The organism is Hymenobacter metallicola, assembly GCF_004745645.1.
GTDB classification, from domain to species: domain Bacteria; phylum Bacteroidota; class Bacteroidia; order Cytophagales; family Hymenobacteraceae; genus Hymenobacter; species Hymenobacter metallicola.
Window position 1 is genome coordinate 380,358 of record NZ_SRMB01000004.1, and the last position, 23,483, is coordinate 403,840.

Annotated in this window: 13 protein-coding genes; 12 read left to right on the forward strand and 1 reads right to left on the reverse strand. The window is 61.5% G+C overall.

Annotated elements, in window-relative coordinates; translation table 11 throughout:
• The first annotated feature begins 313 nt into the window (after nucleotides 1-313).
• The 12 genes from E5K02_RS19975 (at nucleotide 314) to E5K02_RS20030 (ending at nucleotide 20,960) form a co-directional block, all read left to right on the forward strand.
• Nucleotides 314-3,358: a SusC/RagA family TonB-linked outer membrane protein gene (locus E5K02_RS19975; RefSeq protein ID WP_135397221.1), complete on the forward strand. Its 3,045-nt coding sequence runs from the start codon at nucleotides 314-316 to the stop codon at nucleotides 3,356-3,358.
• 30 nt (nucleotides 3,359-3,388) lie between these two features.
• A complete protein-coding gene (locus E5K02_RS19980) occupies nucleotides 3,389-4,810 on the forward strand; it encodes a RagB/SusD family nutrient uptake outer membrane protein (protein WP_135397223.1) in 1,422 nt (473 codons plus the stop codon).
• Nucleotides 4,810-6,027, forward strand: coding sequence for an alginate lyase family protein (locus tag E5K02_RS19985; RefSeq protein WP_135397225.1), 1,218 nt, complete (start codon nucleotides 4,810-4,812; stop codon nucleotides 6,025-6,027). The genes E5K02_RS19980 and E5K02_RS19985 overlap by 1 nt, the downstream gene beginning before the upstream one ends.
• A gap of 42 nt (nucleotides 6,028-6,069) precedes the next feature.
• A complete protein-coding gene (locus tag E5K02_RS19990) occupies nucleotides 6,070-6,888 on the forward strand; it encodes an SDR family oxidoreductase (RefSeq protein ID WP_135397227.1) in 819 nt (272 codons plus the stop codon).
• 12 nt (nucleotides 6,889-6,900) lie between these two features.
• Nucleotides 6,901-8,094, forward strand: a complete 1,194-nt coding sequence (uxuA, locus tag E5K02_RS19995) for a mannonate dehydratase (protein WP_206025994.1) — start codon at nucleotides 6,901-6,903, stop codon at nucleotides 8,092-8,094.
• 83 nt (nucleotides 8,095-8,177) lie between these two features.
• Entirely contained in the window at nucleotides 8,178-10,637 is a 2,460-nt protein-coding gene (locus tag E5K02_RS20000) for a glycoside hydrolase family 2 TIM barrel-domain containing protein (RefSeq protein ID WP_240737372.1), read from the forward strand.
• A 113-nt stretch (nucleotides 10,638-10,750) separates the two neighbouring features.
• A complete protein-coding gene (locus E5K02_RS20005; protein ID WP_206025995.1) occupies nucleotides 10,751-13,447 on the forward strand; it encodes a glycoside hydrolase family 2 TIM barrel-domain containing protein in 2,697 nt (898 codons plus the stop codon).
• Nucleotides 13,448-13,669: 222 nt separating this feature from the next.
• The gene (gene bglX / locus E5K02_RS20010) at nucleotides 13,670-15,910 is read left to right on the forward strand and encodes a beta-glucosidase BglX (RefSeq protein ID WP_135397231.1); all 2,241 of its coding nucleotides are present in this window, start codon (nucleotides 13,670-13,672) and stop codon (nucleotides 15,908-15,910) included.
• Nucleotides 15,911-16,143: 233 nt separating this feature from the next.
• Nucleotides 16,144-17,334 carry an alginate lyase family protein gene (locus E5K02_RS20015; protein WP_135397233.1) on the forward strand — a complete coding sequence of 397 codons (1,191 nt, stop codon included), beginning with the start codon at nucleotides 16,144-16,146 and terminating at the stop codon, nucleotides 17,332-17,334.
• Between the two features lie 26 nt (nucleotides 17,335-17,360).
• Nucleotides 17,361-18,581, forward strand: a complete 1,221-nt coding sequence (locus E5K02_RS20020) for a glycoside hydrolase family 88 protein (RefSeq protein WP_135397235.1) — start codon at nucleotides 17,361-17,363, stop codon at nucleotides 18,579-18,581.
• A 175-nt stretch (nucleotides 18,582-18,756) separates the two neighbouring features.
• Nucleotides 18,757-19,911, forward strand: a complete 1,155-nt coding sequence (locus E5K02_RS20025; protein WP_135397237.1) for an alginate lyase family protein — start codon at nucleotides 18,757-18,759, stop codon at nucleotides 19,909-19,911.
• A 254-nt stretch (nucleotides 19,912-20,165) separates the two neighbouring features.
• Nucleotides 20,166-20,960, forward strand: a complete 795-nt coding sequence (locus E5K02_RS20030) for an SDR family NAD(P)-dependent oxidoreductase (protein WP_135397239.1) — start codon at nucleotides 20,166-20,168, stop codon at nucleotides 20,958-20,960.
• Between the two features lie 80 nt (nucleotides 20,961-21,040).
• Here the strand turns inward: E5K02_RS20030 and E5K02_RS20035 are convergent, their stop codons facing one another.
• The gene (locus tag E5K02_RS20035; RefSeq protein WP_135397241.1) at nucleotides 21,041-23,473 is read right to left on the reverse strand and encodes an ABC transporter permease; all 2,433 of its coding nucleotides are present in this window, start codon (nucleotides 23,471-23,473) and stop codon (nucleotides 21,041-21,043) included.
• Nucleotides 23,474-23,483: the final 10 nt, after the last annotated feature.

The following is a 23,483-nucleotide window of genomic DNA, read 5'->3' on the forward strand; positions in this document are numbered from 1 at the left end:
CAATCTAGGCAGGTTGCTTCTGAGAACGAAACCCAGAGTAGGCTACGCAACTATTTTACGTAAAACTTCCGCTTTTAAGGCCCGAAGCAAGGAGTATTCAAGGCGGCTTAGGCTTCTAAACACCATACTCTATTAGCTTAATTGTCAGTAACATACAATCCAAATAAACAGTTACAGCCACACTCACCCCCGGGTGAGCAAAGCTGGATAAGTTCCGTAAACGTTTACGTAAATAAACCTATGGGTAAGGCATTTTAAGCACGCGGACTTTGCGGAGATTACCACCCTGATTCCTCCCAAAGCCGCACACATCATGCAGAAAATCCTACCCATTCTGGTGCCACTGGCCCTGGCAGTTACGCTGCCGGCCTTTGCCCAAACCCGCCAGGCAACCGGCCAGGTACTCAATGCCACCGACCGTACGCCCCTGCCGGGAGTGTCGGTGGTGCTGAAAGGCACCACCACCGGCACTGCCACCGACCCCGACGGCCGCTTCAGCCTCCCGCTGCCCGCCGACGGCAACCCCACGCTCGTGTTTTCCTTCGTCGGCTTCGAGCCCTACGAAGTGCGCGTGAGCGACAGTGGCACCGTGCCCACGGTGCAGCTGCGGGAAAAAACCACGGAGCTGAATGATGTAGTAGTGGTCGGCTACGGGGCCCAGCGCAAGCGTGATATTACCGGCTCGGTGGCCTCTATTTCGGCCGAACAGGTGGCCGAAGTACCCATTGCCCGCGCCGACCAGATTCTGCAGGGCCGGGTGAGCGGGGTGCAGGTGACGCAAACCAACTCGGAGCCGGGTGGCAACGTGTCGATCCGCATTCGGGGTACCAACTCCATCAACACCGGCAACGAGCCCCTGTTTGTGGTCGACGGCTTTCCGGGCGCCGGGGATTTGAACTCCATCAACCCCAACGACATCGAGTCGATTGAGGTGCTCAAGGATGCCTCGGCCACGGCCATCTACGGCTCGCGCGGGGCCAATGGCGTCGTGCTCATCACCACCAAGAAGGGCAAGGTGGGCAAGGGCACGGTCAACTTCGAAAGCTACACCGGCGTGCAGATTGTACGCCACAAGTACGAGTTGATGAACGCCCGGGAGTTTGCCCAATACCTCAACGAAGTAAACGACGGCGCGACCCTGCCCGACCCCTACACCGACGAGCAGATTGCGGCCCTGGGCGAGGGCACCGACTGGCAGGACGCTATTCTGCGGCCCGCCCGCCTGAGCAACTACCAGCTGGGCTTCAACGGCGGCACCGAGGAAACCCGCTACAACCTGAGCCTGAACTATTTCGACCAGGAAGGCATCATCCTCAACTCGGGCTTCAAGCGCGGCACCGTGCGTCTGAACCTGGACAAGAAGCTGAGCCAGAAGCTGAGCTTCAACTTCTCCAGCCAAGTGGGCGGCACCTTCGAAAAGCGGGCCTTCGTCAACTCCCAGGGGGGCTCCTTCGGCGGGGCCCTGCTCGACGCCCTGCGCTTTAGCCCCATCAACCCCGTCTACGACGAAAACGGCAACTACACCTACTCCAACACGCCCCTGCCCTACGTGGAAGACGTGGGCAACCCGGTGGCTTTTGCCGAAAAAACCCGGGACCACCGCACCACGGCCCGGGGCCTGATCAACGTGGCGGCCAACTACGAGCTGCTGCCCGGCCTGACGCTGCGCCTGACCGGCGGCTTCGACTACAACAACCAGCAAACCGACGTGTACCGCCCCTCCGATGTGTTTCTGGGCCGCCTCAACAACGGCTCGGCCACCCGGGTGCAAACCAACCGCTACAGCTGGCTGAACGAAAACACGCTGACCTACGACAAGAAGCTCAACGCCAACAACGCCCTGAACGTGGTGGTGGGCCTCACCGAGCAGCAGTTCTACGGCAACGACTTCAGCTCGGCGGCCAACAACTTCTTTACCAACACCCTGGGCTCCGACAACCTGGCCCTGGGTGCCAACATTCTGACTCCGAACTCGGGCCGCTACACCAACACGCTGGCTTCTTACTTTGGCCGCGTCAACTACCGCCTGTTCGAGAAGTACCTGTTTACGGTGACCATGCGGGCCGACGGCTCCTCGCGCTTCGGCAAGAACAACAAGTGGGGCTACTTCCCCTCGGCCGCCTTTGCTTACCGCCTCATCGACGAGAAGTTTATGAGCGGCTTTACTTCTCTGAGCGACCTGAAGCTGCGGCTGGGCTTCGGTATCACCGGCAACCAGGAAATCAACAACTACCAGTCGTTGGCCCGCTACGACGTGGGTTCCTACGCCTCGGGCAGCACCCGCATGGTGGGCCTGGTACCGGCCAACATTGTGAACCCCGACCTGCGCTGGGAATCCACGGCCGCCTCCAACGTCGGCATTGACATTGCCTTCCTGGAAAACCGCATCAACATTACGGCCGACGCCTACTACAAGAAAACCACCGACCTGCTGCTGCGCGTGGCCACGCCCCGCTCCACCGGCTACGGCGACATCCTGCTCAATGCCGGCAGCGTGGAAAACAAGGGCTTCGAGTTTGCCTTGAACACCACCAACTTCGACACCAAGGCCTTCGGCTGGAAAACCAACCTGAACTTCTCGCTCAACCGCAACAAGGTGCTCGACCTCTACAGCGTGGATGAGCTGCCGGTGGGCCAGTCGAGCTCCAGCCTGTTTGTGGGCGCGGGCCTGGGCAACACCAGCATTCTGCGCGAAGGGGAGCCCATCGGCTCGTTCTACGGCTACCAGTTCGACGGCCTCTGGCAGACCACGGATGAAATTGCCGCCGCCGGCCGCACCGGCGTGCGGCCCGGCGACCCGCGCTACGTGGACCAGAACGGCGACAAAGCCATTACCGCCGCCGACCGGGTTATTATCGGCCGCGCCCAGCCCGACTTTATTTACGGCCTGACCAACAACTTCAGCGTGGCCGGCTTCAACCTGAACATCTTTATTCAGGGCGTGCAGGGCTCCGATGTGCTGAACCTGAACCGCTACGAGCTTGAATCGGGCATTGTGAGCACCAACAAGCTCAAGACGGTGGTAGACCGCTGGACGCCGACCAATACCGATACCAACATTCCGCGGGCTGGCAGCACGATTCGCCGCTCTACCGGCATCGTGAGCGACGTCATTGAAGACGGCTCTTTTGTGCGCCTCAAAACCGTAACCCTGGGCTACACCCTGCCCAAATTCAGCAAGGTGCTCAAGCAAGCCAGCGTGTACGTGACGGCCCAGAACCTGGTGACGCTAACCAAATACACCGGCTACGACCCCGAGGTAAACTCCTTCGGCCGCGACAATCTGAGCTTGAACACCGATTACAATGCCTTCCCCAGCACCCGCACCTTCACGGCCGGCATCAAGCTGGGCTTTTAACCCTCTCCCACTGCAGCACTCCCACCTGAGATGAAAAAGTCTATCCTGTTTTTAAGCCTGCTCTCCCTGAGCCTGGCTTCCTGCGAGAAGTTTCTGGAGGAAAAACCCTACGACTTTCTGTCGAGCGAAAATTTCTACCAGAACGAAGGCGACGCCGTAGCCGGCCTCAACGGCGTGTTCAACGCCCTGCTGCCCCAGACCTACTTCGGCCGCACGGCCTGGCAAATCCTGGAGCTGCCCGCCGACCTGATCCGGGTGGGTTCCAGCACCGACGAGCGGGCCCAGCTCTCGCGCTTTACCTTCACCTCGACCAATACCGAAATCAACAGCTGGTGGACCAATACCTACCGCATGATTAACCGGGCCAACGACGTGATTGAGAAGGTGCCGGCCATCGGCATGGACGAAACCCGCAAGAACAACATCGTGGGCAATGCCCGTTTCCTACGGGCCATGGGTTACTTCGACCTGGTGCGCTGCTTCGGCGACGTGCCGCTGGTGCTGGCCACGGTGAAGGGCCCCAACGACGACTTGCGCCCCAAGCGCGCCCCGCTGGCCCAGGTCTACGAGCAGATCATTGCCGATTTGAAGTTTGCCGAGGCCAACTGCTACCCCGAAAACAAGATTGCCGCGGCCGAGAAAGGCCGGGCCTCGAGCGGGGCCGCGGCAACGTTGCTGGGCAAGGTGTACCTGACCCGGGCTACCAGCTCGGCCGCCCAGACCGACGACAACAAGCTGGCCCTCGACGCCTTCAACCGGGTGATTAACTCTAAAGTCTATCAATTGGTGCCCGTCTACGGCGACGTGTTCAACCCCGACAAGGAAAACGGCCCCGAGCACATCTTCTCCATCCAGTTTGACCTGCCCCCGAACACGGGCAACATCATCGTGCGCCAGTTTCTGCCCTCCCAGCTTCAGGGCCTGGGCACCTTTACGGTGGAAGACAGCCTGGTGCGCTCCTACGCTGCCAACGACGCCCGCCGGGCCTGGAACATCAGCAACCAGGCCGGCACTACGACTCTGGCGCGCTACTACTTCAACAAGTTCCGCGACGACAAGCGTATCGTGAACGACTCGCGGGCCAACTACCTCGTGACCCGCTACGCCGACGTGCTGCTGCTGCAATCCGAAGCCCTGAACGCGCTAAACCCCAGTGACCCGACCAAATACGCGGGTATCAACGCCGTACGCGTACGGGCCGGCCTGGCTCCCATTCCGACGTCGAAGGTGACCAGCAAAGACGCCTTTGTGGACCTGCTGGTGCGGGAGCGGGCCTGGGAGCTGGTGCAGGAAGGCCACCGCTGGTACGACCTGGTGCGCCTGAACCGCTTGAAACAGCGCGAAAAGGCCGTTTTCAACCGCGACATTGACAACCGCTACTTCCTCTTCCCGATTCCGCAGCCCGAAATGATTCTCAACCCCAACCTGACGCAAAACCCGGGCTATAACTAATGCGCACTTCGTATATGCCTTGGCTGCGCGGCCTGCTGTGGGCAGTGCTGGCCTTGCTCAAGCTAACCATCCTGACCGGGGCTGCCGTCGCGGCCCCGATGACGCCCTTCCTGCTGCTCAATGCCCAGGACCTGGCCTCCTACAAAGCAGCGTATCGGAAAGGAAGTCCGGCCGAAGTCCAGCAGGTGCAGCGCCTGCTGGCCAAAGCCGACCAGGCCCTTCAACGCGGCCCCTACACCGTCACGAGCAAGCAGCGCGTGCCGCCCAGCGGCGACAAGCACGACTACATTTCCCAGGCCCCCTACTGGTGGCCCGACCCCAGCAAGCCCGACGGCAAGCCCTACATGCAGAAAGACGGGCTGGTCAACCCTGAAACCAAGCAGCTCAAGGATGACGAAAACCTGGCCGCGCTGTGCCACGACGTGCAGGACTTGGGCCGGGCCTACTACTTCTCGGCCGATGAAAAGTACGCCACTCACGCCGCCCGGCTGTTGCGCGTCTGGTTTCTGGACCCGGCCACCCGCATGAACCCTAACCTGAACTTCGGACAGGGCATTCCGGGCACCAACGACGGGCGCAGCTTCGGCATCATCGAAAGCCGGCACTTGGTGTACGTTCCGGATGCGTTGGCTTTGCTTAGCGGCAGCAAAAGTGTGACGCCCGCCTTAGTGAAAGACCTCAAAAGCTGGTACACGCAGTACACCCAGTGGCTGACGACCAGCCAGCTGGGCCGGGAAGAAGGCCAGAACAAGAACAACCACGGCACTTTCCACGATGTGCAGGTGGTCGATTTTGCCCTGTTCATCGGCAACAAGGAGCTAGCCCGCCAAACCTTAGAAAAGCAGACCCTGCCCCGGCTGCCGGTGCAGTTTGCCGCCGACGGTTCCCAGCCCCTGGAGCTGGCCCGCACCCGGCCCTGGAACTACGTGAGCATGAACCTGCAGGGCTGGGCCGAACTGGCCGTATTGGCCAAGCACGTAGGCCTCGATTTGTGGACCTACACCAGCCCCGAAGGTCGCAGTCTGAGCCAGGCCGTGGCGTGGTTTCGGCCCTACCTGCTGCGCGAAAAACAGATGGAGCGGAAAGACGCCGTGCCTTCGGGCAACAACGCCATTCTGACCATTTACCACCGCGCCAGCCCCGAGTACCCGACCCTGGAAGCCGACAAAGTATTTGCCCTCTACCCCGATTTTGTACGTACGCCCTGGGCTATCTGAAACCAACTTCTTGGCGGCGCGGCAGCGCCTTTTTCGACTATCATGAGTGAGAATTTTTCCCTGCAGGACAAAGTAATTGTAGTCACCGGCGGCACCGGTATCCTGGGCCAGTCCTTTATCGACGGTATTGTGGAAGCCGGCGGCACGGTTGGTATTCTGGGCCGCAACGCGGAAGTAGCCCACGGACGGGCCGCCGCTATTAATGCCGCCGGGGGCCGGGCCCTGGGCCTGGTGGCCGATGTGCTGGACGAAGACCAGCTGCGCGCCGCCTGCCAGCAGGTAATGCAGGCCTTTGGTCAGATTGATGGCCTGGTCAATGCGGCCGGCGGCAACGGGGCCGACGGGGTGTTGGCGCCCGAAGAAGACGTATTTAAGATGAACCTAGCCGGCATGAAGCGGGTAATGGAGCTCAACGTGTGGGGCGCCATCCTGCCTACCCAGGTGTTTGGCGAGGCCATTGCCCAAACCGGCCAGGGCGGCAGCATCGTCAATATTTCGTCGATGAACTCGAAGCGGGCCATAACCAAGGTGCTGGGCTACAACATGGGCAAGGCCGCCCTGGACTGCTACAACCAGTGGTTTGCGGTGGAAATGGCCAACCGCTACGGCGACAAAATCCGGATGAATGCCCTGGCCCCCGGCTTTTTCCTGACCGAGCAAAACCGCGCCCTGCTCACCACGCCCGACGGCGGCTTTACCGAGCGGGGCCAGTTGGTTATCAAGCAAACCCCGTTCAAACGCTTCGGCCAGCCCGATGAGCTCAAGGGGGCCCTGGTGTGGCTGCTCAGCGACGCGTCCCGCTTCGTGACGGGCTCCATGATTTGCGTGGACGGCGGGTTCTCCATCTTTGGCGGCGTGTAACTAGGCAACCAGATGGAACAACAGAAGCAGTATTCGCTGGAGCAAACCATGCGCTGGTTTGGCCCCCAGGACCCGGTCAGCCTGGCCGATATTCGGCAGGCCGGCTGCACGGGCGTTGTCACGGCCCTGCACCATATTCCGAACGGCCAGGTGTGGTCCGTGGCCGAAATTCAGCAGCGCAAGGAGCTGATTGAACAAGCCGGCCTGCGCTGGAGCGTGGTGGAAAGCGTCCCGGTGCACGAGGCCATTAAAACCCAAAGCGGCGGCTTCGAAACCTATATCGAGCACTATAAAGAGAGCCTGCGCAACCTGGGCAGCTGTGGCATCGGCACGGTGACCTACAACTTCATGCCCGTGCTCGACTGGACCCGCACCGACCTGGCGTACGAAGTGGCCGACGGCTCTAAAGCGTTGCGTTTCGAGCGGGCGGCTTTTGTAGCCTTCGACGTGCTGCAGCTGCAGCGGCGCGGGGCCGAGCAGGAATATTCCGCCGACGAGCTGGCTAAGGCCCGGCGCCGCTTCGAGCAAATGAACCAAGCTGAGCGGCAGCTCTTGCAGCGCAACATCATTGCCGGCCTACCCGGCTCGGAGGAAAGCTTCACGCTACAGCAGTTTCAGCAGGCCCTGGACGCCTACCAGCACATCGACGCCGCGCGGCTACGGGCCCACCTGGTTCACTTTCTGCAAGAAGTGGTACCGGTGGCCGAGGCCAGCGGCGTCAAGCTGGTGATTCACCCCGACGACCCGCCCTACCCCATCCTGGGTTTGCCCCGCGTGGTCAGCACCGCCGCCGATGTGCAGGCCCTGTTCGACGCGGTGCCTTCGCCCAACAACGGCCTGTGCTTCTGCACCGGCTCCTTCGGCGTGCGGCCCGATAACGACTTGCCCGCCATGGTCCGCCAGTTTGCCGACCGAATCAACTTTATCCATTTGCGCAGCACCCGCCGCAACGCCGACGGCGACTTTTTCGAGGACAACCACCTGGAAGGCGACGTGGACATGTACCGCGTGGTGCGCGAGCTGGTGCTCGTGATGCAGCAGCGCCAAACGAGCCTCGCCATGCGCCCCGACCACGGCCATCAGATGCTCGACGACTTGCACAAGAAAACGAACCCCGGCTACTCGGCCATCGGCCGCCTGCGCGGCCTGGCTGAGCTGCGCGGCCTGGAGCTGGGCATTAGCAGAAGTATGGGGGAGGGTTGCTAGGAACTAGTTCTCCTTCTTAGCTAAGGTGGGAGCTAGCTTTTACTTCTAATGCGCCACAACGCTTAAAACTGAACTACAAACGAGTGAGAAGTAAACAGGTAATCGTCGCTTTACTGTTGCTGCTCGGCCTGCACCCTGCTTTTGGGCAGCGCAGCCAGCGGCTGATTACGAAGTGGGAATTCGTCCGCCAGGATCTGGGGGGCGTGTGGGAAGCAGTGCGGCCCGTGGGTGCTGGTAACCCCGAGAGCGTCCCGTTGTGGGAGAGGGTGACGCTGCCGCACTGCTTTAACGCCCAAGATGCGGTAGACCCGAGCGTCAACTATTACCAGGGCCCCGGCTGGTACCGCACCCAGCTTGCGGTGCAAAACCCCTACGCGGGCGGCCGCACCCTGCTCCACTTCGAGGGCGCGGGCCAGAAAACCGAAGTTTACCTCTACACCACCAAAGTGGGCAGCCACGTGGGCGGCTACGACGAATGGACCGTGGACCTGACCCAGGCCATTGCCGACTTCCAAAAGACCGACGTTTACCAGAAGCAGTTCAAGGGCCAGATTCCGCTCAGCATCCGCTGCGACAACACGCGCGACCTGGAAATGATACCCTCCGACTTGTCGGATTTCAACCTCTACGGCGGCTTGTACCGCTACGTGAACCTGCAATATCAGCCGGCCGTGGCCTTGAGCAGCCTCGTGGCCAAAGCCGAAGTCGACAAGGCCGGCAAGGCGGGCATGCTCACCGTGAAAGCCGTTTTTCCCGAAACTGTAGGCAGCGGCTCGGCGCCGTACCAGGTGCGCCTGCTCGACCCGCGTGGCAAGCAGGTAGCGCAGTTTAAAGGCAGTCTGACGACTAAACAAGGGGAAGTGGAGTTGCACCGATTTGCGGTGAAGGCCCCCCGTCTCTGGTCGCCCGACCGGCCCCAGCTCTACACCGTGCAGGTGACGGTGGGCAGCGGCGCGGAAGCCTACCAGCAAAGCGAAAAAGTCGGGTTCCGCCACATTGAGTTTGTGGAGAAAGGCCCGTTTATGCTCAATGGGCAGCGGCTGCTGTTGCGCGGCACCCACCGCCACGAAGACCACGCCAGCGTGGCCGCCGCCATGACCGAGCCCCAGATTCGGCAGGAAATGGTGCTGATGAAGCGCATGGGCGTCAATTTCATCCGCCTGGGCCACTATCAACAGTCGCGCCTCGTGCTCAACCTCTGCGACTCGCTGGGCATCACCGTGTGGGAGGAGATTCCCTGGTGCCGGGGCGGGTTGGGCGGGCCGGTGTACCAGGCGCAGGCCAAGGGCATGCTGCGCAACATGATTCAGCAGCACTTCAACCACCCGAGCATTATTATCTGGGGCCTGGGCAACGAAAACGACTGGCCCGGCGACTTTCCCGAGTTCGACAAGCAGAAAATCCGGGCCTTCATGACCGAGCTCAACGACTTGTCGCACCAGCTCGACGCCTCGCGCTACACCGCCATTCGCCGCTGCGACTTCTGCAAGGACATTGTGGATGTATACTCGCCCTCTATCTGGGCCGGCTGGTACCGCGGCATCTACACCGAGTACAAGGAAACCAGCCGCAAGGAGTTTGAGGGCGTGAAACGCTTTTTGCACGTGGAATGGGGCGGCGACTCCCACGCCGGCCGCCACTCGGAAACCCCCGACAACGCCCTGGCCAAAATAACGGCCGGCAAAGGCGCCGACGAGCGGGCCGGCGACGCCTCCCTGTTCGGGGGCAGCGCCCGGGTATCCAAGGACGGCGACTGGAGCGAAACCTACCTCTGCAACCTGGTGGACTGGCACCTGAAAGAGCAGGAAACCATGCCCTGGCTCAGCGGCACGGCCTACTGGCCCTTCAAGGACTTTTCAACCCCCGTGCGCCCCGACAACCCCGTGCCCTACATGAACCAAAAGGGCGTCGTGGAACGGGATTTTACGCCCAAAGAGGCTTATTACGTGTTCCAGTCGTACTGGACCCAGCAGCCCATGGCCCACATCTACGGCCACAGCTGGCCGGTGCGCTGGGGCGACGAGGGCGAGCTGAAAATGGTGAAAGTGTACTCCAACTGCGAGCAGGCCGAGTTGTTTGTGAACGGCAAAAGCTACGGCGTCAAGCAGCGCAACAGCCAGGATTTTCCCGCCGCCGGCCTGCACTGGAACGTGCCCTTTGCAGCCGGTCAGAACCAAGTGCGCGTGGTAGCAAAGCAGGGCAAGCAGACGGTGCAGGACGAAATCAGCTTCCGCTACCAAACCCAGAAGTGGGACAAACCTACCAAGCTCACCCTGGAAAAAGTAGCCGACACTCAGGGCCTGACCACCGTCGAAGCCAAGCTCTACGACGCCCAGGGCGTGCAGTGCCTCGACGCGGCCAGCTGGCTGGAATTCTCGTTGGCCGGCGCTGGCAAATTGCTTGACAACCTGGGTACCAGCAGCGGCTCGCGCAAGGTGCAGGCCTACAACGGCCGGGCCATTATCCGCCTCCAGGCTACGCCCGGCCAAACCAGCGTAGCCGTGCAGTCGCCGGGCCTGCCGGCGGTAGTATTGAACCTGTAATAGCCCGATGCAGAGACGCATACTTGCGGCTCACGCTTGAACGATAAGCAGTAGGCTACCACAACGCAAACAACGATTGAGGCGCAAGTATGCGTCTCTACACTCTGACACAAATGCCTAAACAACTGCTTAGCTGTCTGCTGCTAGCCTTGCTTCTAGCAACGTCTGCCAAGGCGCAGCGCATCACGCAGTCAATCAACGCCAACTGGCTGTTTCGCAAGGACGCCCCGCAGAGCACCGTAGCGTCGGTTTCGGCGGCCACGGGCTGGGAGAAAGTGAATTTGCCCCACACCTGGAATGCCGCCGACGTGCTGGATGATGAGCCAGGCTACTACCGGGGCACCGGCTGGTACCGCAAAGACCTGCAGGTGCCGGCCGCCTGGCAGCAACAGCGGGTGTATTTGTACTTCGAAGGGGCTAATCAGGAAGCCGAGGTGTACGTGAACGGGCAGCTAGCCGGCCGGCACGCGGGCGGCTACACGGCGTTTAGCTTCCCGGTAAGTCAGTTTTTGCAATTCGACGGCGCTAATCCGGCACCGGCCCAGGTGCTGGTTAAGCTCAGCAACCGCCACAACCCCGACATTCCGCCTTTGTCGGCCGACTTCACCTTTTTCGGCGGAATCTACCGCGACGTGTACCTCGTAGCCGCCAGCCCAGTCCACTTCGACCTCGACAACTACGCCTCCAACGGCACCTTCCTCACCATGCCCACCGTGTCGCAGGACGCAGCGGAGGTGGTACTGAGCGGGGCGCTGCGCAATGAATCGGCCACCTCGCGTAAGCTCACTTTGCTCACGCAGGTGCTGGATGCGGCCGGCAACACCGTGACCCGCCAGCAAACGTCCCTGACCCTGAAAGCTGGGGAAAACCGCAGCTTCCGCCAGGCGCTGCCCCGCCTGAAGCAGCCGCACTTATGGTCGCCCACCGACCCCTACCTGTACCGCGTCGTCTCCACCATTTCGGACGGTAAAACCCCGCTCGATGAAGTCACGAATCCACTGGGGCTGCGCTGGTTTCGGTTTGACGCCGCCCAGGGCTTTTTCCTGAACGGGCAGCCGCTCAAGCTCATCGGCACCAACCGCCACCAGGACGTAGCCGGCCTGGGCAACGCCCTGCCCGACGCCCTGCATGAAAAAGACGTGCTTTTGCTCAAGCAGCTCGGCGGCAACTTTCTGCGCATCTCCCACTACCCCCAGGACCCCGCCGTGCTGCAGGCCTGCGACCGGCTGGGCATCTTGGCCTCGGTGGAAATACCGGTGGTGAATGCCATTACCGACTCCGAAGGCTTTTTCCAGAACTGCCGCACCATGCAAACCGAGATGATCCGCCAGGGCTTCAACCACCCCTCGGTCATTATCTGGGCCTACATGAACGAGGTGCTGCTGCGCCTGCCCGAGGGCATCCGGCGCGACAATGAGCCGGGCCGGGCGTATTTGAAAAAAGTAAACCAGCTGGCCCAGCAGCTCGACGATTTGACCCGGCGCGAAGACCCCGCCCGCTACACCATGTGCGTCAACCACGGCGCCTTTGAGCTCTACCAGGAAGCCGGGCTGACCAAAATTCCGCAGCTCGTGGGCTGGAACCTCTACCAGGGCTGGTACTCGGGCCAGCTGCAGGGCTTTGCCGACTACCTCGACCGCCACCACCGCGAGCTGCCCGACAAGCCCCTGCTCGTCACCGAGTACGGGGCCGATTCCGACGAGCGGCTCCACTCCTTCCAGCCCCGGCGCTTCGACAAAACCACCGAGTACGCCAACGCCTACCACCAGTTTTACCTCAAAGCCATTCTGGCTCGGCCCTTCGTGGCGGGCAGCATGGTCTGGAATCTGGCCGAATTCAGCTCCGAAACCCGGCAGGAGGCCAACCCCCACCTGAACACCAAGAGTCTGCTCACGGCCGACCGCCAGCCCAAGGATGCCTACTACTTCTACCAGGCCCACCTGCTCAAAACGCCCTTCCTGCGCATCGGCAGCCGCGGCTGGAACCTGCGCAGCGGCGCGGCAGCTGGCTCCGATTCGCTGTTTTGCCGGCAGCCGGTGGAAATTTATACCAACCAGCCCGCCGTGCGCTTGCTCGTCAATGGCCGGGACCTGGGCACTAAAACCGCCGAGTTTGGCGTGGCGCGGTTTAACGTGCCGTTTGGTAATGGTTGGAATCGAATCCGGGCCCAGGCCGCGGGGCAAGCCGTGGAAGACCAGGCCGACATTGAGTTTCAGCTGCTGCCCACGAGCCTAACTTCCGCCAAGCTGCCCTTCACCGAGCTCAACGTGAGCCTCGGCGACGCGCGCACCTTCTCCGACGCCCTGCTCCACCAGGTGTGGGTGCCCGAGCAGGAATACGTGCCCGGCGGCTGGGGCTACGTGGGCGGCACGGTTTATAAGCTGCACGGCGAGCGGCTGCCCTACGGCTCCGACCGCGACATCCTGGGCACTAGCTACGACGCTCTGTACGAAACCCAGCGCGTGGGCCTCACGCAGTTCCGCGTCGACGTGCCCGACGGCGAGTACGAAGTAACCCTGCACTTTGCCGAACTCGAAGCCGCCCCCGCCGCCGAACAGCTGGTGTATAACCTGGCCGGTACCGGCGCCACGGCTACTGCGGCGGCCAAAAACGGCCGCAGCTTCTCGGTGCTCGCCAACGGCGTGGCCATCCTGCCCAACCTAAGCACCGGCACCACCCTGCCGCCCTTGCAGGCGGTCAGCTTCAAAATCCCCGTGTCGGCCCGTGGTGGCCGGGGCATCATCCTCGACTTCCAACCCCAAACCGGCGAAACCATCCTCAACGGCCTGCAAGTGAGGCGGCTGTATTAGGCATATTACCAGCCCGTCATGCTTGATCTGGTGTCCGCTTGCCGAAGCATCTCTGCCGCAATGGTAACTATTTGGTCTGTCATCCCGGGCCTGCGAAGGACCTTGCAGGATACGAACAACAGACGTTGCTACAACTTGTGCTGCGGTGATAAGGTCCTTCGCGGGGCTCAGGATGACAGACGATTTTGACTTGCTCTACCCTCCTTGCCTTTCCAACTCTCAATGCCTTTCCCCAAAACGCTTCTGCTGCTCACCGGCCTGCTAGCGGCCGGTTCCCCTGCCCTGGCCCAGCAAAAAGCCCTGACGCCGGCCGTCATTGAGCAGCGCATCACCGAGCTACTGGGCCAGATGACCCTGGCGGAAAAAGCCGGGCAGCTCATCCAGTACTCGGGCCGGGAATTGACCGGGCCGGCCAGTGCCCGCAAAACCGACCTACTCAACAGCATCCGCCAGGGCCAGGTGGGCTCCATGCTGAACGTGAAAGGCGTGCAAGACACCCGCGCCATTCAGGCCGAGGCCCTGAAGGCCCGCCTGCGCATTCCGCTGCTGTTCGGCCTCGACGTGATTCACGGCTACCAGACCGTATTTCCCGTGCCCCTGGCCGAGGCCGCTTCCTGGGATATGGCCGCCATTCGCGAATCGGCGCACGTAGCGGCCCGGGAAGCAGCGGCGGCCGGCATTCACTGGACGTTTGCGCCCATGGTCGATGTGGGCCGGGACCCGCGCTGGGGCCGGGTGATGGAAGGCGCAGGTGAAGACACCTACTTGGGCGCCCAGATTGCCCGGGTCCGGGTCCTGGGCTTCCAGGGCGAGAAGCTCGGGGGCACCGATGCCGTCATGGCCTGCGCCAAGCACTTTGCCGCCTACGGGGCCACCATTGCCGGCCGCGACTACAACGCCGTGGACCTGAGCCCCCAGCAGCTCTGGGAAGTGTACTTGCCCCCGTTCAAAGCGGCCGTGGATGCCGGGGCCGCCACATTCATGAACTCCTTTAACACCCTGAACGGCGTGCCTGCCACCGCCAGCCGCTATTTGCAGCGCGACATTCTAAAAGGCCAGTGGCAGTACCCCGGCTTCGTGGTGTCGGACTGGGGCAGCATCCGCGAAATGGTGAGTTGGGGCTACGCCCACAACATCAGTGAGGCGGCGCAGAAGGCCATAGCAGCCGGCAACGACATGGACATGGAAAACGACGCCTACTTCGACGCCCTGCCCAAGCTGGTGCCGGAAGGTAAGGTTGATGTAAAGCTCATCGACGATGCCGTGCGCCGCATTCTGCGCAAGAAGTTTGAGCTGGGCCTCTTCGATGACCCCTACAAATTCTCCGACGCCCGGCGCGAAAAGAAGGTCTTCCGTGACCCGCAGCACCGCGTAGCCGCCCGCGACGTGGCCCGCAAAAGCATGGTGCTGCTCAAGAACGAGCGCAGCGTGTTGCCGCTGACCGGCCAGGGCAAAATTGCGCTGATTGGTCCGCTGGCGAAGTCAAAGCGCGACCTGGCCGGGGGCTGGACCGTTATTGCTGACACAGCTCAAATTGTTTCGGCCTTCGACGGCATCCGGCAGCGGGCCGGTAAAAACGCCCAACTGCTCTACGCCAAGGGCTGCGAAGCTGCCAGCGACTCCCGGGCCGGCTTCGCCCAGGCCGTGGAAACGGCTAAAGCCGCCGACGTCATCGTACTGTGCGTGGGGGAAACCTGGGACCTGAGCGGCGAGGCCAAATCCCGGGCCGACATCAGTTTGCCCGGCGTGCAGCAGGAGCTGTTTCAGGCCCTGAAAGCCACCGGCAAGCCCATCGTGGCGGTGCTCTTTGCCGGCCGCCCCCTGATTTTTAACCGTATTGCCGACCAGGCCGACGCCATTCTCTACGCCTGGTTTCCGGGCTCGGAAGGCGGCCGGGCCCTGGCCGACGTGCTCTTCGGCGACTATAACCCCAGCGGCAAATTGCCCAGCACGTTTCCGCGCCTGATGGGCCAGATTCCCATTTCCTACCAGCAGTACAGCACTGGCCGTCCCGTCGTCGACCCCAAGAACATCCGCTACCGTTCGGCCTACCTCGACGCGCCCAACACCCCGCGCTACGCCTTCGGCCACGGCCTGAGCTATACCACGTTCCGGTATAGCGACCTGAAAATCAGTCAGCCGCGGATGACGCCGGCCGAAACCGTGCAAGTCAGCTTCACCCTGACCAATACGGGCAGTCGGGCCGGCGAGGAAGTGGTGCAGCTCTACTTACACGACAAAGTAGCCTCCGTCGTCCGCCCCCTCAAAGAGCTCAAGGACTTCCAGAAACTCAGCCTCCGGCCCGGGGAAAGCCGCACCGTCAGCTTCACCATCAGCCGCGACAAACTCGCCTTTTACAACCACGACCTGCAATGGGTAGCCGAGCCCGGCGCCTTCCGCCTCCTGCTCGGCTCGGCCTCCGACGACATCCGCCTGGAAGCTGATTTGGAGCTGACTGAGTGAATCGGTGAGTCGGATCTACTGCCTGCTAGAACGTCAGTCCGAGCATGTGGCGCATCAAGCCAGGTACCGACGAATCTCGCGTGCTGACGTTGCCACAGTATCTGTCATGCAGAGCGCAGCTGAAGCATCTCTACTACAGTACTAATCAATGTCGTTGGTACGAAGCGGTAGGCATGCTTCGACTCGGCTGCGCTACGCTCAGCATGACGGCCTTTTGATACCAACCCCATCCTATGAACCGCAAACCCTTCTTACTCATTCTGCTGCTTCTGCTTACTGCCCTGGCGGGACAGTCGGCGGAAACGCTGGGCAAACCCGATAAGAAGCTGCGCCGCCAAGCCGTGGAAACTCTGCGCCAGCAGGTACTCACGCAGGCGGCCTGGGCCTTGCAGCAGCAACCCGTCACGGTCACGGCCAGCACCTCGCCCCGCAGCGCGGGCACGGCCCACGACTTTTTCTCCGAAGGCGACTATTGGTGGCCCGACCCGCAAAACCCGGCCGGGCCCTACCTGCAGCGCGACGGGCTCACCAACCCCGCCAACTTCGTGGCCCACCGTCAGGCCATGATTCGCTTCAGCCGCATCATCGGGGCGCTGGCTTCGGCCTACGAGCTGACCCGCGACGAGCAGTACGCCCGCCACGCCCTGCTGCACCTGCAAGCCTGGTTTCTGGACTCGGCCACGCGCATGAACCCGTCGTTGAACTTCGCCCAGGCCATTCAGGGCCGCTTCACCGGCCGCGGCATCGGGGTTATCGACACGATTCAATTGATGGAAGTGGCCCAGGGCGTGCTGGTCATGCAGAACTCCAAAGCCTTCGGCAAAGAAGACGTGGCCGGCATCAAAGGCTGGTTTGCCCAATATCTGACCTGGCTTACCACGCATAAATACGGCCAGGACGAGATGAACGCCCAGAACAACCACGGTACCTGCTGGGTGATGCAAGTAGCTGCCTTTGCCCGCCTTACCGGCAACCAGGAGCTGCTCGATTTCTGCCGCACCCGCTACAAAACCGTGCTGCTGCCCACTCAGATGGCCGCCGACGGCAGCTTCCCCCTCGAAACCAAGCGCACCAAGCCCTACGGCTACTCCCTCTTCAACCTGGACGCCATGACCATGATCTGCCAGATTCTGAGCACGAAATCCGACAACCTCTACGCCTACCAGACGCCCGACGGCCGCGGCATCCGGCGCGGCATCGAGTACCTCTACCCCTTTGTGGCCGACAAAGCCAAGTGGCCCTTCCCCAAGGACGTGATGTACTGGGACAACTGGCCCGTAGCCCACCCCTTTTTGGTGCTGGGCGCCGTGCAGTTCCAACAGGCCGACTGGCTGAAAACCTGGCAGCGCCTCGACCACCAACCCGAGGTCGAAGAAGTTATCCGCAACCTGCCCGTTCGCAACCCCATTATCTGGCTGCAGTAGCCGCACCCTCAAACTTTCCCCACCCCATGCACTTCCGCTTCCTCACTCTCGGCCTTACTTTCCTTTCCACCGCCGTCTTCGCCCAGGACGCTTTAACCAAAAAGACCGTGCAGCGGGCCGAAGCCCAGGCCACCACCATGCTTCAGGAGTTGCCCAAGGCCATAGCCCAAAAACCGGCCGCCGCGGGCAAACCCCCACTAGTGTCGCCGCGCAGCCTCACGCCCGCCGGGGAACTGATTGTGGTGCCCTCGCGCGACTGGACCAGCGGCTTTTTTCCGGGTTACCTGTGGTTTTTGTACGAGCTGAGCGGGCAGCCGAAGTGGATGGCCCAGGCCAAGACCTTTACGACCAACATCGAGCCCGAGAAAACCAACGGCACCACCCACGACATGGGCTTCAAGGTGTATTGCAGCTTCGGCACGGGCTACCGCCTGACCAAGGACGCGGCCTATAAAGACATCATTCTGCAGTCGGCGCGCACGCTCAGCACCCGGTTTTACCCCAAGGTTGGTACGCTGCTGTCCTGGGACCACAGCCGCGAAAAGTGGGCTTTCCCGGTCATTATCGACAACATGATGAACCTGGAACTGCTCTTTGCCGCCACCAAGCTCAGCGGCGACTCCTCGTTCTACAAAATTGCCGTGAGCCACGCCAATACAACCCTGCGCCACCACTTCCGCCCCGATTTTAGCTCTTACCACGTGGTAGACTACGACTCGGCCACGGGCAAAGTCGTGAAGCGCACCACCCACCAGGGCGCGGCCAACGAATCGGCCTGGGCGCGCGGGCAGGGCTGGGCCCTGTACGGCTACACCATGTGCTACCGCGAAACCCGCAACCCGGCCTATCTACGGCAGGCCGAAAACGTGGCCCGCTTTATTCTCAACCACCCGAATTTGCCCAAGGACCTGATTCCCTACTGGGACTTCAACGCCCCGAACTTGCCCAACGAGCCCCGCGACGCCTCGGCCGGCGCCCTGATTGCCTCGGCATTGTACGAGCTGAGCACGTTCAGCCCGAACGGCAAGCTCTACCGCAGCAAGGCCGATAAGATGGTAAAAAGCCTGGCCAAGTCCTACGTGGCCCAGCCCGGCGGCAGCCGCGGGTTTTTGCTGCTGCACAGCACCGGGGCCAAGCCCTCGAACAGCGAAGTCGACGTGCCCCTGAGCTACGCCGATTATTACTTCCTGGAAGCCTTGGTGCGCCGCCAGAGCCTGCGCAACGGCAAGGGCATTCCGGGCCTGTAAAAACGGCCCCGCTTGCGCTGCCAACCGGGTTTTGCGAGGTTTTCTACGTAATCGTTTACGCAAATAAACCTCTCACCATAAGGGTGTTTACCGGCTAAAACCTCTCATTTTCCGGCTCCTAAGTAGCTACTAGGTTTTTGCCTTTCTGTTCTCATCCTTAACCCCACCAAAACCCATGAACTACCTCTCGTTCCGCGCGGGCCTCGCCCAGCTGGGCCTGGCTCTGGCCCTCACCGTTGTGGCCGGCTGCCAGGAAAAAGAAGCCGCCGCCCCCGACACGGATTCTGCCACGGCTGACTCTACCATCACCACGTTCCGCCACCCCGGCGTGGTCAACAGCAAGGCCAGCCTCGACTTGGTGGCCGCCCAGGCCAACGCCGGCGACGCCACCCGCACGGCCGGCTATAACAAGGTGGTCGACTACATGAACCAGTACGCGGTGCCCACTTCCTTTCCGAGCGTGGTGTACGTGGTGGGCAGCGGCGGCAGCCCCACCGAAGACCAGATTCGCCGCGACGCTATTCTGGCTTATGCCTGCGCCCTGCGCTGGGTCAAAACCGGCAATGCCACCTACGCCAACCAGGCCAAGCAGATTCTGAACGGCTACGCCTACAACTTCCAGCGCTACAGCACTTCGCCCAAGCCCGACGGCAGCCCTACCGAATTCCGGCAAACCTACCTGGAAGCGGCCTGGGTGGCTCCCTCTTTTGTAGCTGCCGGGGAAATCATCCGCTACTACCAGGTAAACGGCACCGGCGCGGGCTGGTCGGCCACGGACGTGAGCAAGTTCTCGGACTTTCTGAATAACCTCAAGAACAACTACGTCAACAACGTGCCGGGCGCCATCAACGACATCAACAACTGGCAGGCTTCCTACGCCTACGCCAAGATGGCCCTGGGCGTGTGGTTCAACAGCACCACTGTCTATGACTCGGGCTACGACTACCTGTTCCAGATTCTGCCCCAGCTCTTCTACTCCGACGGGGCCGTGAAGGAGCAGCGCGACCGGGACTGCATCCACCCGCAGTACACGCTTACGGCCCTGACCTACGCCGCCGAAACGGCCCGCATTCAGGGCAATACGGCCATTTACGAGGCCAACGGCCAGCAGATCAAGAACGGTTGGAACCGGTACGAAGACGCGGCGGCCGGCAACTACACCCGCAACTGCAGCGGCACCCAGGTTTTCCCCGGCATCGAAACGGCCTACAACTACTACGGCACCAGCAAGCTGGCCTCCCTGCGCGACCGGCAGGACCCCTACGGCGTGCCCGGCGACAAAACCTTCCTGGGTTTCACCTCCTTCACCCACCGCAGCATCGGGCGCTAACGGACTGACTTTTAGCCTGCGAGTACCCCTACCGGCGGGCCCCCGACTACATCAAGTAACGTTTGGTTTGTGAGAAAAAGGGCTGTCCGCGTGGGCAGCCTTTTTTATTCTCTATGTTAAAAATTTCGTTTGTAGCCCAAAAACAGGTGACTTTCAGCGTGTTGCCACGGCTCCGGGGCGTATAGGCTGTAACCTAAGCCGCACGGTTCGGGTACCTAAGGCTTTACCATCTATCATTTCTACTACCTACTACCATGACCAACCAAACCGTCCTGATTACCGGCGCCTCCAGCGGCATCGGCTTCGAGCTGGCCCGCTGCTTTGCCCGCGACAACTACCGCCTTGTTCTTTCCGCCCGCCCCGGCGCCGACCTGCAGGAAGCCGCCCAGAAGCTGCAGCAGGAATTCTCCGGTCTGCAAACCGTAGTCATTCCTGCCGACCTGAGCACCCACGAGGGTCCCGTGCAGCTTTTTGAGGAAACCCAGCGCCAGGGCCTGCAAATTGATATTCTGGTCAACGACGCGGGCTTTGGCGAAGCGGGCCTGTTCGTAGAAACCGACCTGCAAAAGGAAATGGGCATCGTGCACGTCAACGTACTGGCCCTGATGACGCTGACCAAGCTGTTTTTGCGCGAGATGGTAACCCGCAACGCGGGCAAGATTCTCCAGCTCGGCTCGGTGGTTTCCTTCCTGCCCAACCCGCGCCAGGCCGTGTACGCGGCCACCAAAGCCTTTGTGCTGAGTTTCAGCGAAGCCCTGCAGCATGAGCTCAAGGAAATGAAGTCGGACGTAACGATGACCATTCTGTGCCCGCCGGCCACGGAAACCGACTTTTTCCGGGTGGCCAACGCCGAAGACACCAAGGTGGGCCAAAGCTCGAAAGCTACCCCACAGGAAGTGGCCGAGGGCGGCTACAAGGGGCTGCTGAGCGGCGAGGCCCGGGTACTGCCCACGCTCGGAGCCAAGCTGAACTTCGCTTCCAGCGCCCTCTTCCCCGATTCGATGCTGGCCACGATGATGAACACGCAGATGCAGCCGGAAAGCAAATAACCACGCTCCGGCTGGCCGTACACACCACAGGCTGCCCCGCAAGGAGCAGCCTGTGGTGTGTACGGCCGTACTGCTGGTGGCTAATTAACCCGCATGTTGTTGATCGGGTTGGCCGTAGCGGCTTTAATGGCCTGATAGCTCACGGTCAGGAAGGCGACGGCGGCGGCCAGCAGCCCGGCCACCCCGAAGGCCCAGAGCGGCATGTCGATGCGGTAGGCAAAGTCCTGCAGCCAGCGGCTCATGGCCAGCCAGGCCAGCGGGAAGGCAATGACGGCCGCCACGACGACCAACACCATAAACTCCTTGGAGAGCAGCGCCACGATGCTCGATACATCGGCGCCCAGCACTTTGCGGATGCCAATTTCCTTTTTGCGCCGCTCGGCCGCGTAGGTCGCCAGGCCAAACAGCCCCAGGCAGCCCACGAAGATGGCCACGCCCGTGAACACCCACAGCAAAGATTTGAGCTTGTCTTCGGCCTTGTACATCTCGTCGAAGTTGTCGTCCAGAAACCGGTATTCGATGGGGTTTTCGGGGCTGAACTTAGTCCATACCTGCTTTACGCCCTCCACGGCGCTACCCACGTCGGTGCCCTTGAGCTTGACGGCCACTTTCCAGTAGGCGCCGGGAAAGATCTGGAGCACGGCCGGCTCCAGCCGGTCGTAGAGGCTCTTGTAGTGGAAGTCTTTCACGACGCCGATAATCTTGCCCACTTTCAGCGAATCGGGGTTTTTGTCGTTCCACACGGGCCACTGCACGGTTTTGCCCAAAGCCTGCTGGGGCGTGCCGAGGCCGAATTCCCGCACGGCCGTTTCGTTCAGAATAAAGGCGTGGTCCTTGTCGGTAGTTAGCTCTTTGGAGAAGTCGCGCCCGGCTACCAGCTGCAGGCCCAGGGTTTTGATGTAGTCATAATCGACCATCAGCTGGGTGGTGGGATACTCCTTCTTTTCGCCGTTGGTGGGCACAATCAGCCCGTCGCCGGCCACCTGGTCGCCGGGGAAGCCGTAGCCGATGCTGGCCGCCACCACGCCGGGGACTTGCCGCAGCTCGTTCTTGAAGGTTTCGTACTGCTTGTTCATGTTCTCGCCACGCATGGGAAAGAACATGATTTGGTCCCGGTTGAAGCCCAGGTCCTTGTTGTGCAGATACGATACCTGCTGAAACACGACGAAGGCGCACACAATCAGGAACACCGACAAGGCAAACTGTACCACAATCAGTCCGTGCCGCAGCCACTGCACCCGGCCGAAGATACCATCCGTCACCACCGCGCTTTTCAGCACCTTCACCGGCTGGAAGCTGCTCAGCACCAGGGCCGGGTAGAAGCCCGCCACCAGGCCCACCACCAGCGTCAGGACCGCCAGCAGGCCCAGCAGCGCGGGGTTGCGGAGCAGGTCGAAGGCCATTTTCTTGCCCGTAAAGTCGTTTAGCACCGGCAGCAGCAGGGAGGTCAGCACCGCCGCCAGCACCACGCTTACCAGCGTGAGCAGCACGGTTTCGCTCAGAAACTGCAGCATCAGCTGCTGCTGGCTGGCCCCGATGGTTTTGCGGATGCCCACTTCCTTGGCCCGCTGCATGGACTTAGCCGTGGCTAGGTTCACGAAATTAAAGCAGGCAATGAGCAGAATGAAGCCGGCAATGACGCCCAGGGCTTTCACGTAGGTGATGTTGCCTTTCACCGACGAGTCGTACTTGAAGCTGGACGAGTACAGGTGCACCTCGTGCAGGGGCTGCAGGTAGGGCACCGACGTGAGCTTGTCGTTTTCGCTCAGCGTGGGCTGCACTTTCTGGGTAAGGTAGTCGCGCAGCTTGGCCTGGGTTTGCCGGACATCGGCGCCGGGCTTGAGCTTGACGTAGGTGTAAAACTGCTGCCAGCCCCAGTTAGACATGCGCTGCTGGGGCAGCTGGGCCGCCGCCAGCGGAATGATGTAGTTGATCTTCAGGTGAAACTTGTCCAGGCCGCTTTGCAGCACGCCCTTCACCACTACCGTGGTTGAGTTGATCTTCAGCTCCTTGCCGACTGGATTCACGTCCCCGAAAAAGTTGCGGGCCACCTCCTCGGCCAAAACCACCGAGCTGGTTCCATCCAGCGCCCCGGTTGGCGAGCCGTACTTGAAGGGCAGCTGAAAAATCCCGAAAAAGGTGGAGTCGGCAATAAGGCCATCTTCCACGTAGATTTTCTTCTCGCCCGCCTGCAGCAGATTCAGGCTGGCCCCCGTCATCAGGATGCGCATCGTTTGCTCTACCTCCGGAAACTCCTGCTTGAGGGTAGTAGCAAACATCGGCGACACCGAGGCGTGGCTTTCGGGCGTTTCGGTTGTGGTTTGCTGGGTGTAGACGCGGTAAATCCGGCTGCCGTCGGGCACGAACTGGTCGAATTGCAGCTCATCGTGCACAAACAGGCCGATGAGCAGGCAGGCCGTCAGGCCCAGGGCCAGACCGGCAATATTGATAAAGGAGAAGCCTTTGTGGCGGAGCAGGTTGCGGTAGGCAACGAGCAGGTAGTTCTTTAGCATGGTCGTGCCA

What these genes read in the sequence shown, in the direction of transcription:
- E5K02_RS19975 (WP_135397221.1), top strand. Translation starts at nt 314, where the DNA reads ATGCAGAAAATCCTACCCATTCTGGTGCCACTGGCCCTGGCAGTTACG.
- E5K02_RS19980 (WP_135397223.1), top strand. Translation starts at nt 3,389, where the DNA reads ATGAAAAAGTCTATCCTGTTTTTAAGCCTGCTCTCCCTGAGCCTGGCT.
- E5K02_RS19985 (WP_135397225.1), top strand. Translation starts at nt 4,810, where the DNA reads ATGCGCACTTCGTATATGCCTTGGCTGCGCGGCCTGCTGTGGGCAGTG.
- E5K02_RS19990 (WP_135397227.1), top strand. Translation starts at nt 6,070, where the DNA reads ATGAGTGAGAATTTTTCCCTGCAGGACAAAGTAATTGTAGTCACCGGC.
- uxuA (WP_206025994.1), top strand. Translation starts at nt 6,901, where the DNA reads ATGGAACAACAGAAGCAGTATTCGCTGGAGCAAACCATGCGCTGGTTT.
- E5K02_RS20005 (WP_206025995.1), top strand. Translation starts at nt 10,751, where the DNA reads ATGCCTAAACAACTGCTTAGCTGTCTGCTGCTAGCCTTGCTTCTAGCA.
- bglX (WP_135397231.1), top strand. Translation starts at nt 13,670, where the DNA reads ATGCCTTTCCCCAAAACGCTTCTGCTGCTCACCGGCCTGCTAGCGGCC.
- E5K02_RS20015 (WP_135397233.1), top strand. Translation starts at nt 16,144, where the DNA reads ATGAACCGCAAACCCTTCTTACTCATTCTGCTGCTTCTGCTTACTGCC.
- E5K02_RS20020 (WP_135397235.1), top strand. Translation starts at nt 17,361, where the DNA reads ATGCACTTCCGCTTCCTCACTCTCGGCCTTACTTTCCTTTCCACCGCC.
- E5K02_RS20025 (WP_135397237.1), top strand. Translation starts at nt 18,757, where the DNA reads ATGAACTACCTCTCGTTCCGCGCGGGCCTCGCCCAGCTGGGCCTGGCT.
- E5K02_RS20030 (WP_135397239.1), top strand. Translation starts at nt 20,166, where the DNA reads ATGACCAACCAAACCGTCCTGATTACCGGCGCCTCCAGCGGCATCGGC.
- E5K02_RS20035 (WP_135397241.1), bottom strand. Translation starts at nt 23,473, where the DNA reads ATGCTAAAGAACTACCTGCTCGTTGCCTACCGCAACCTGCTCCGCCAC.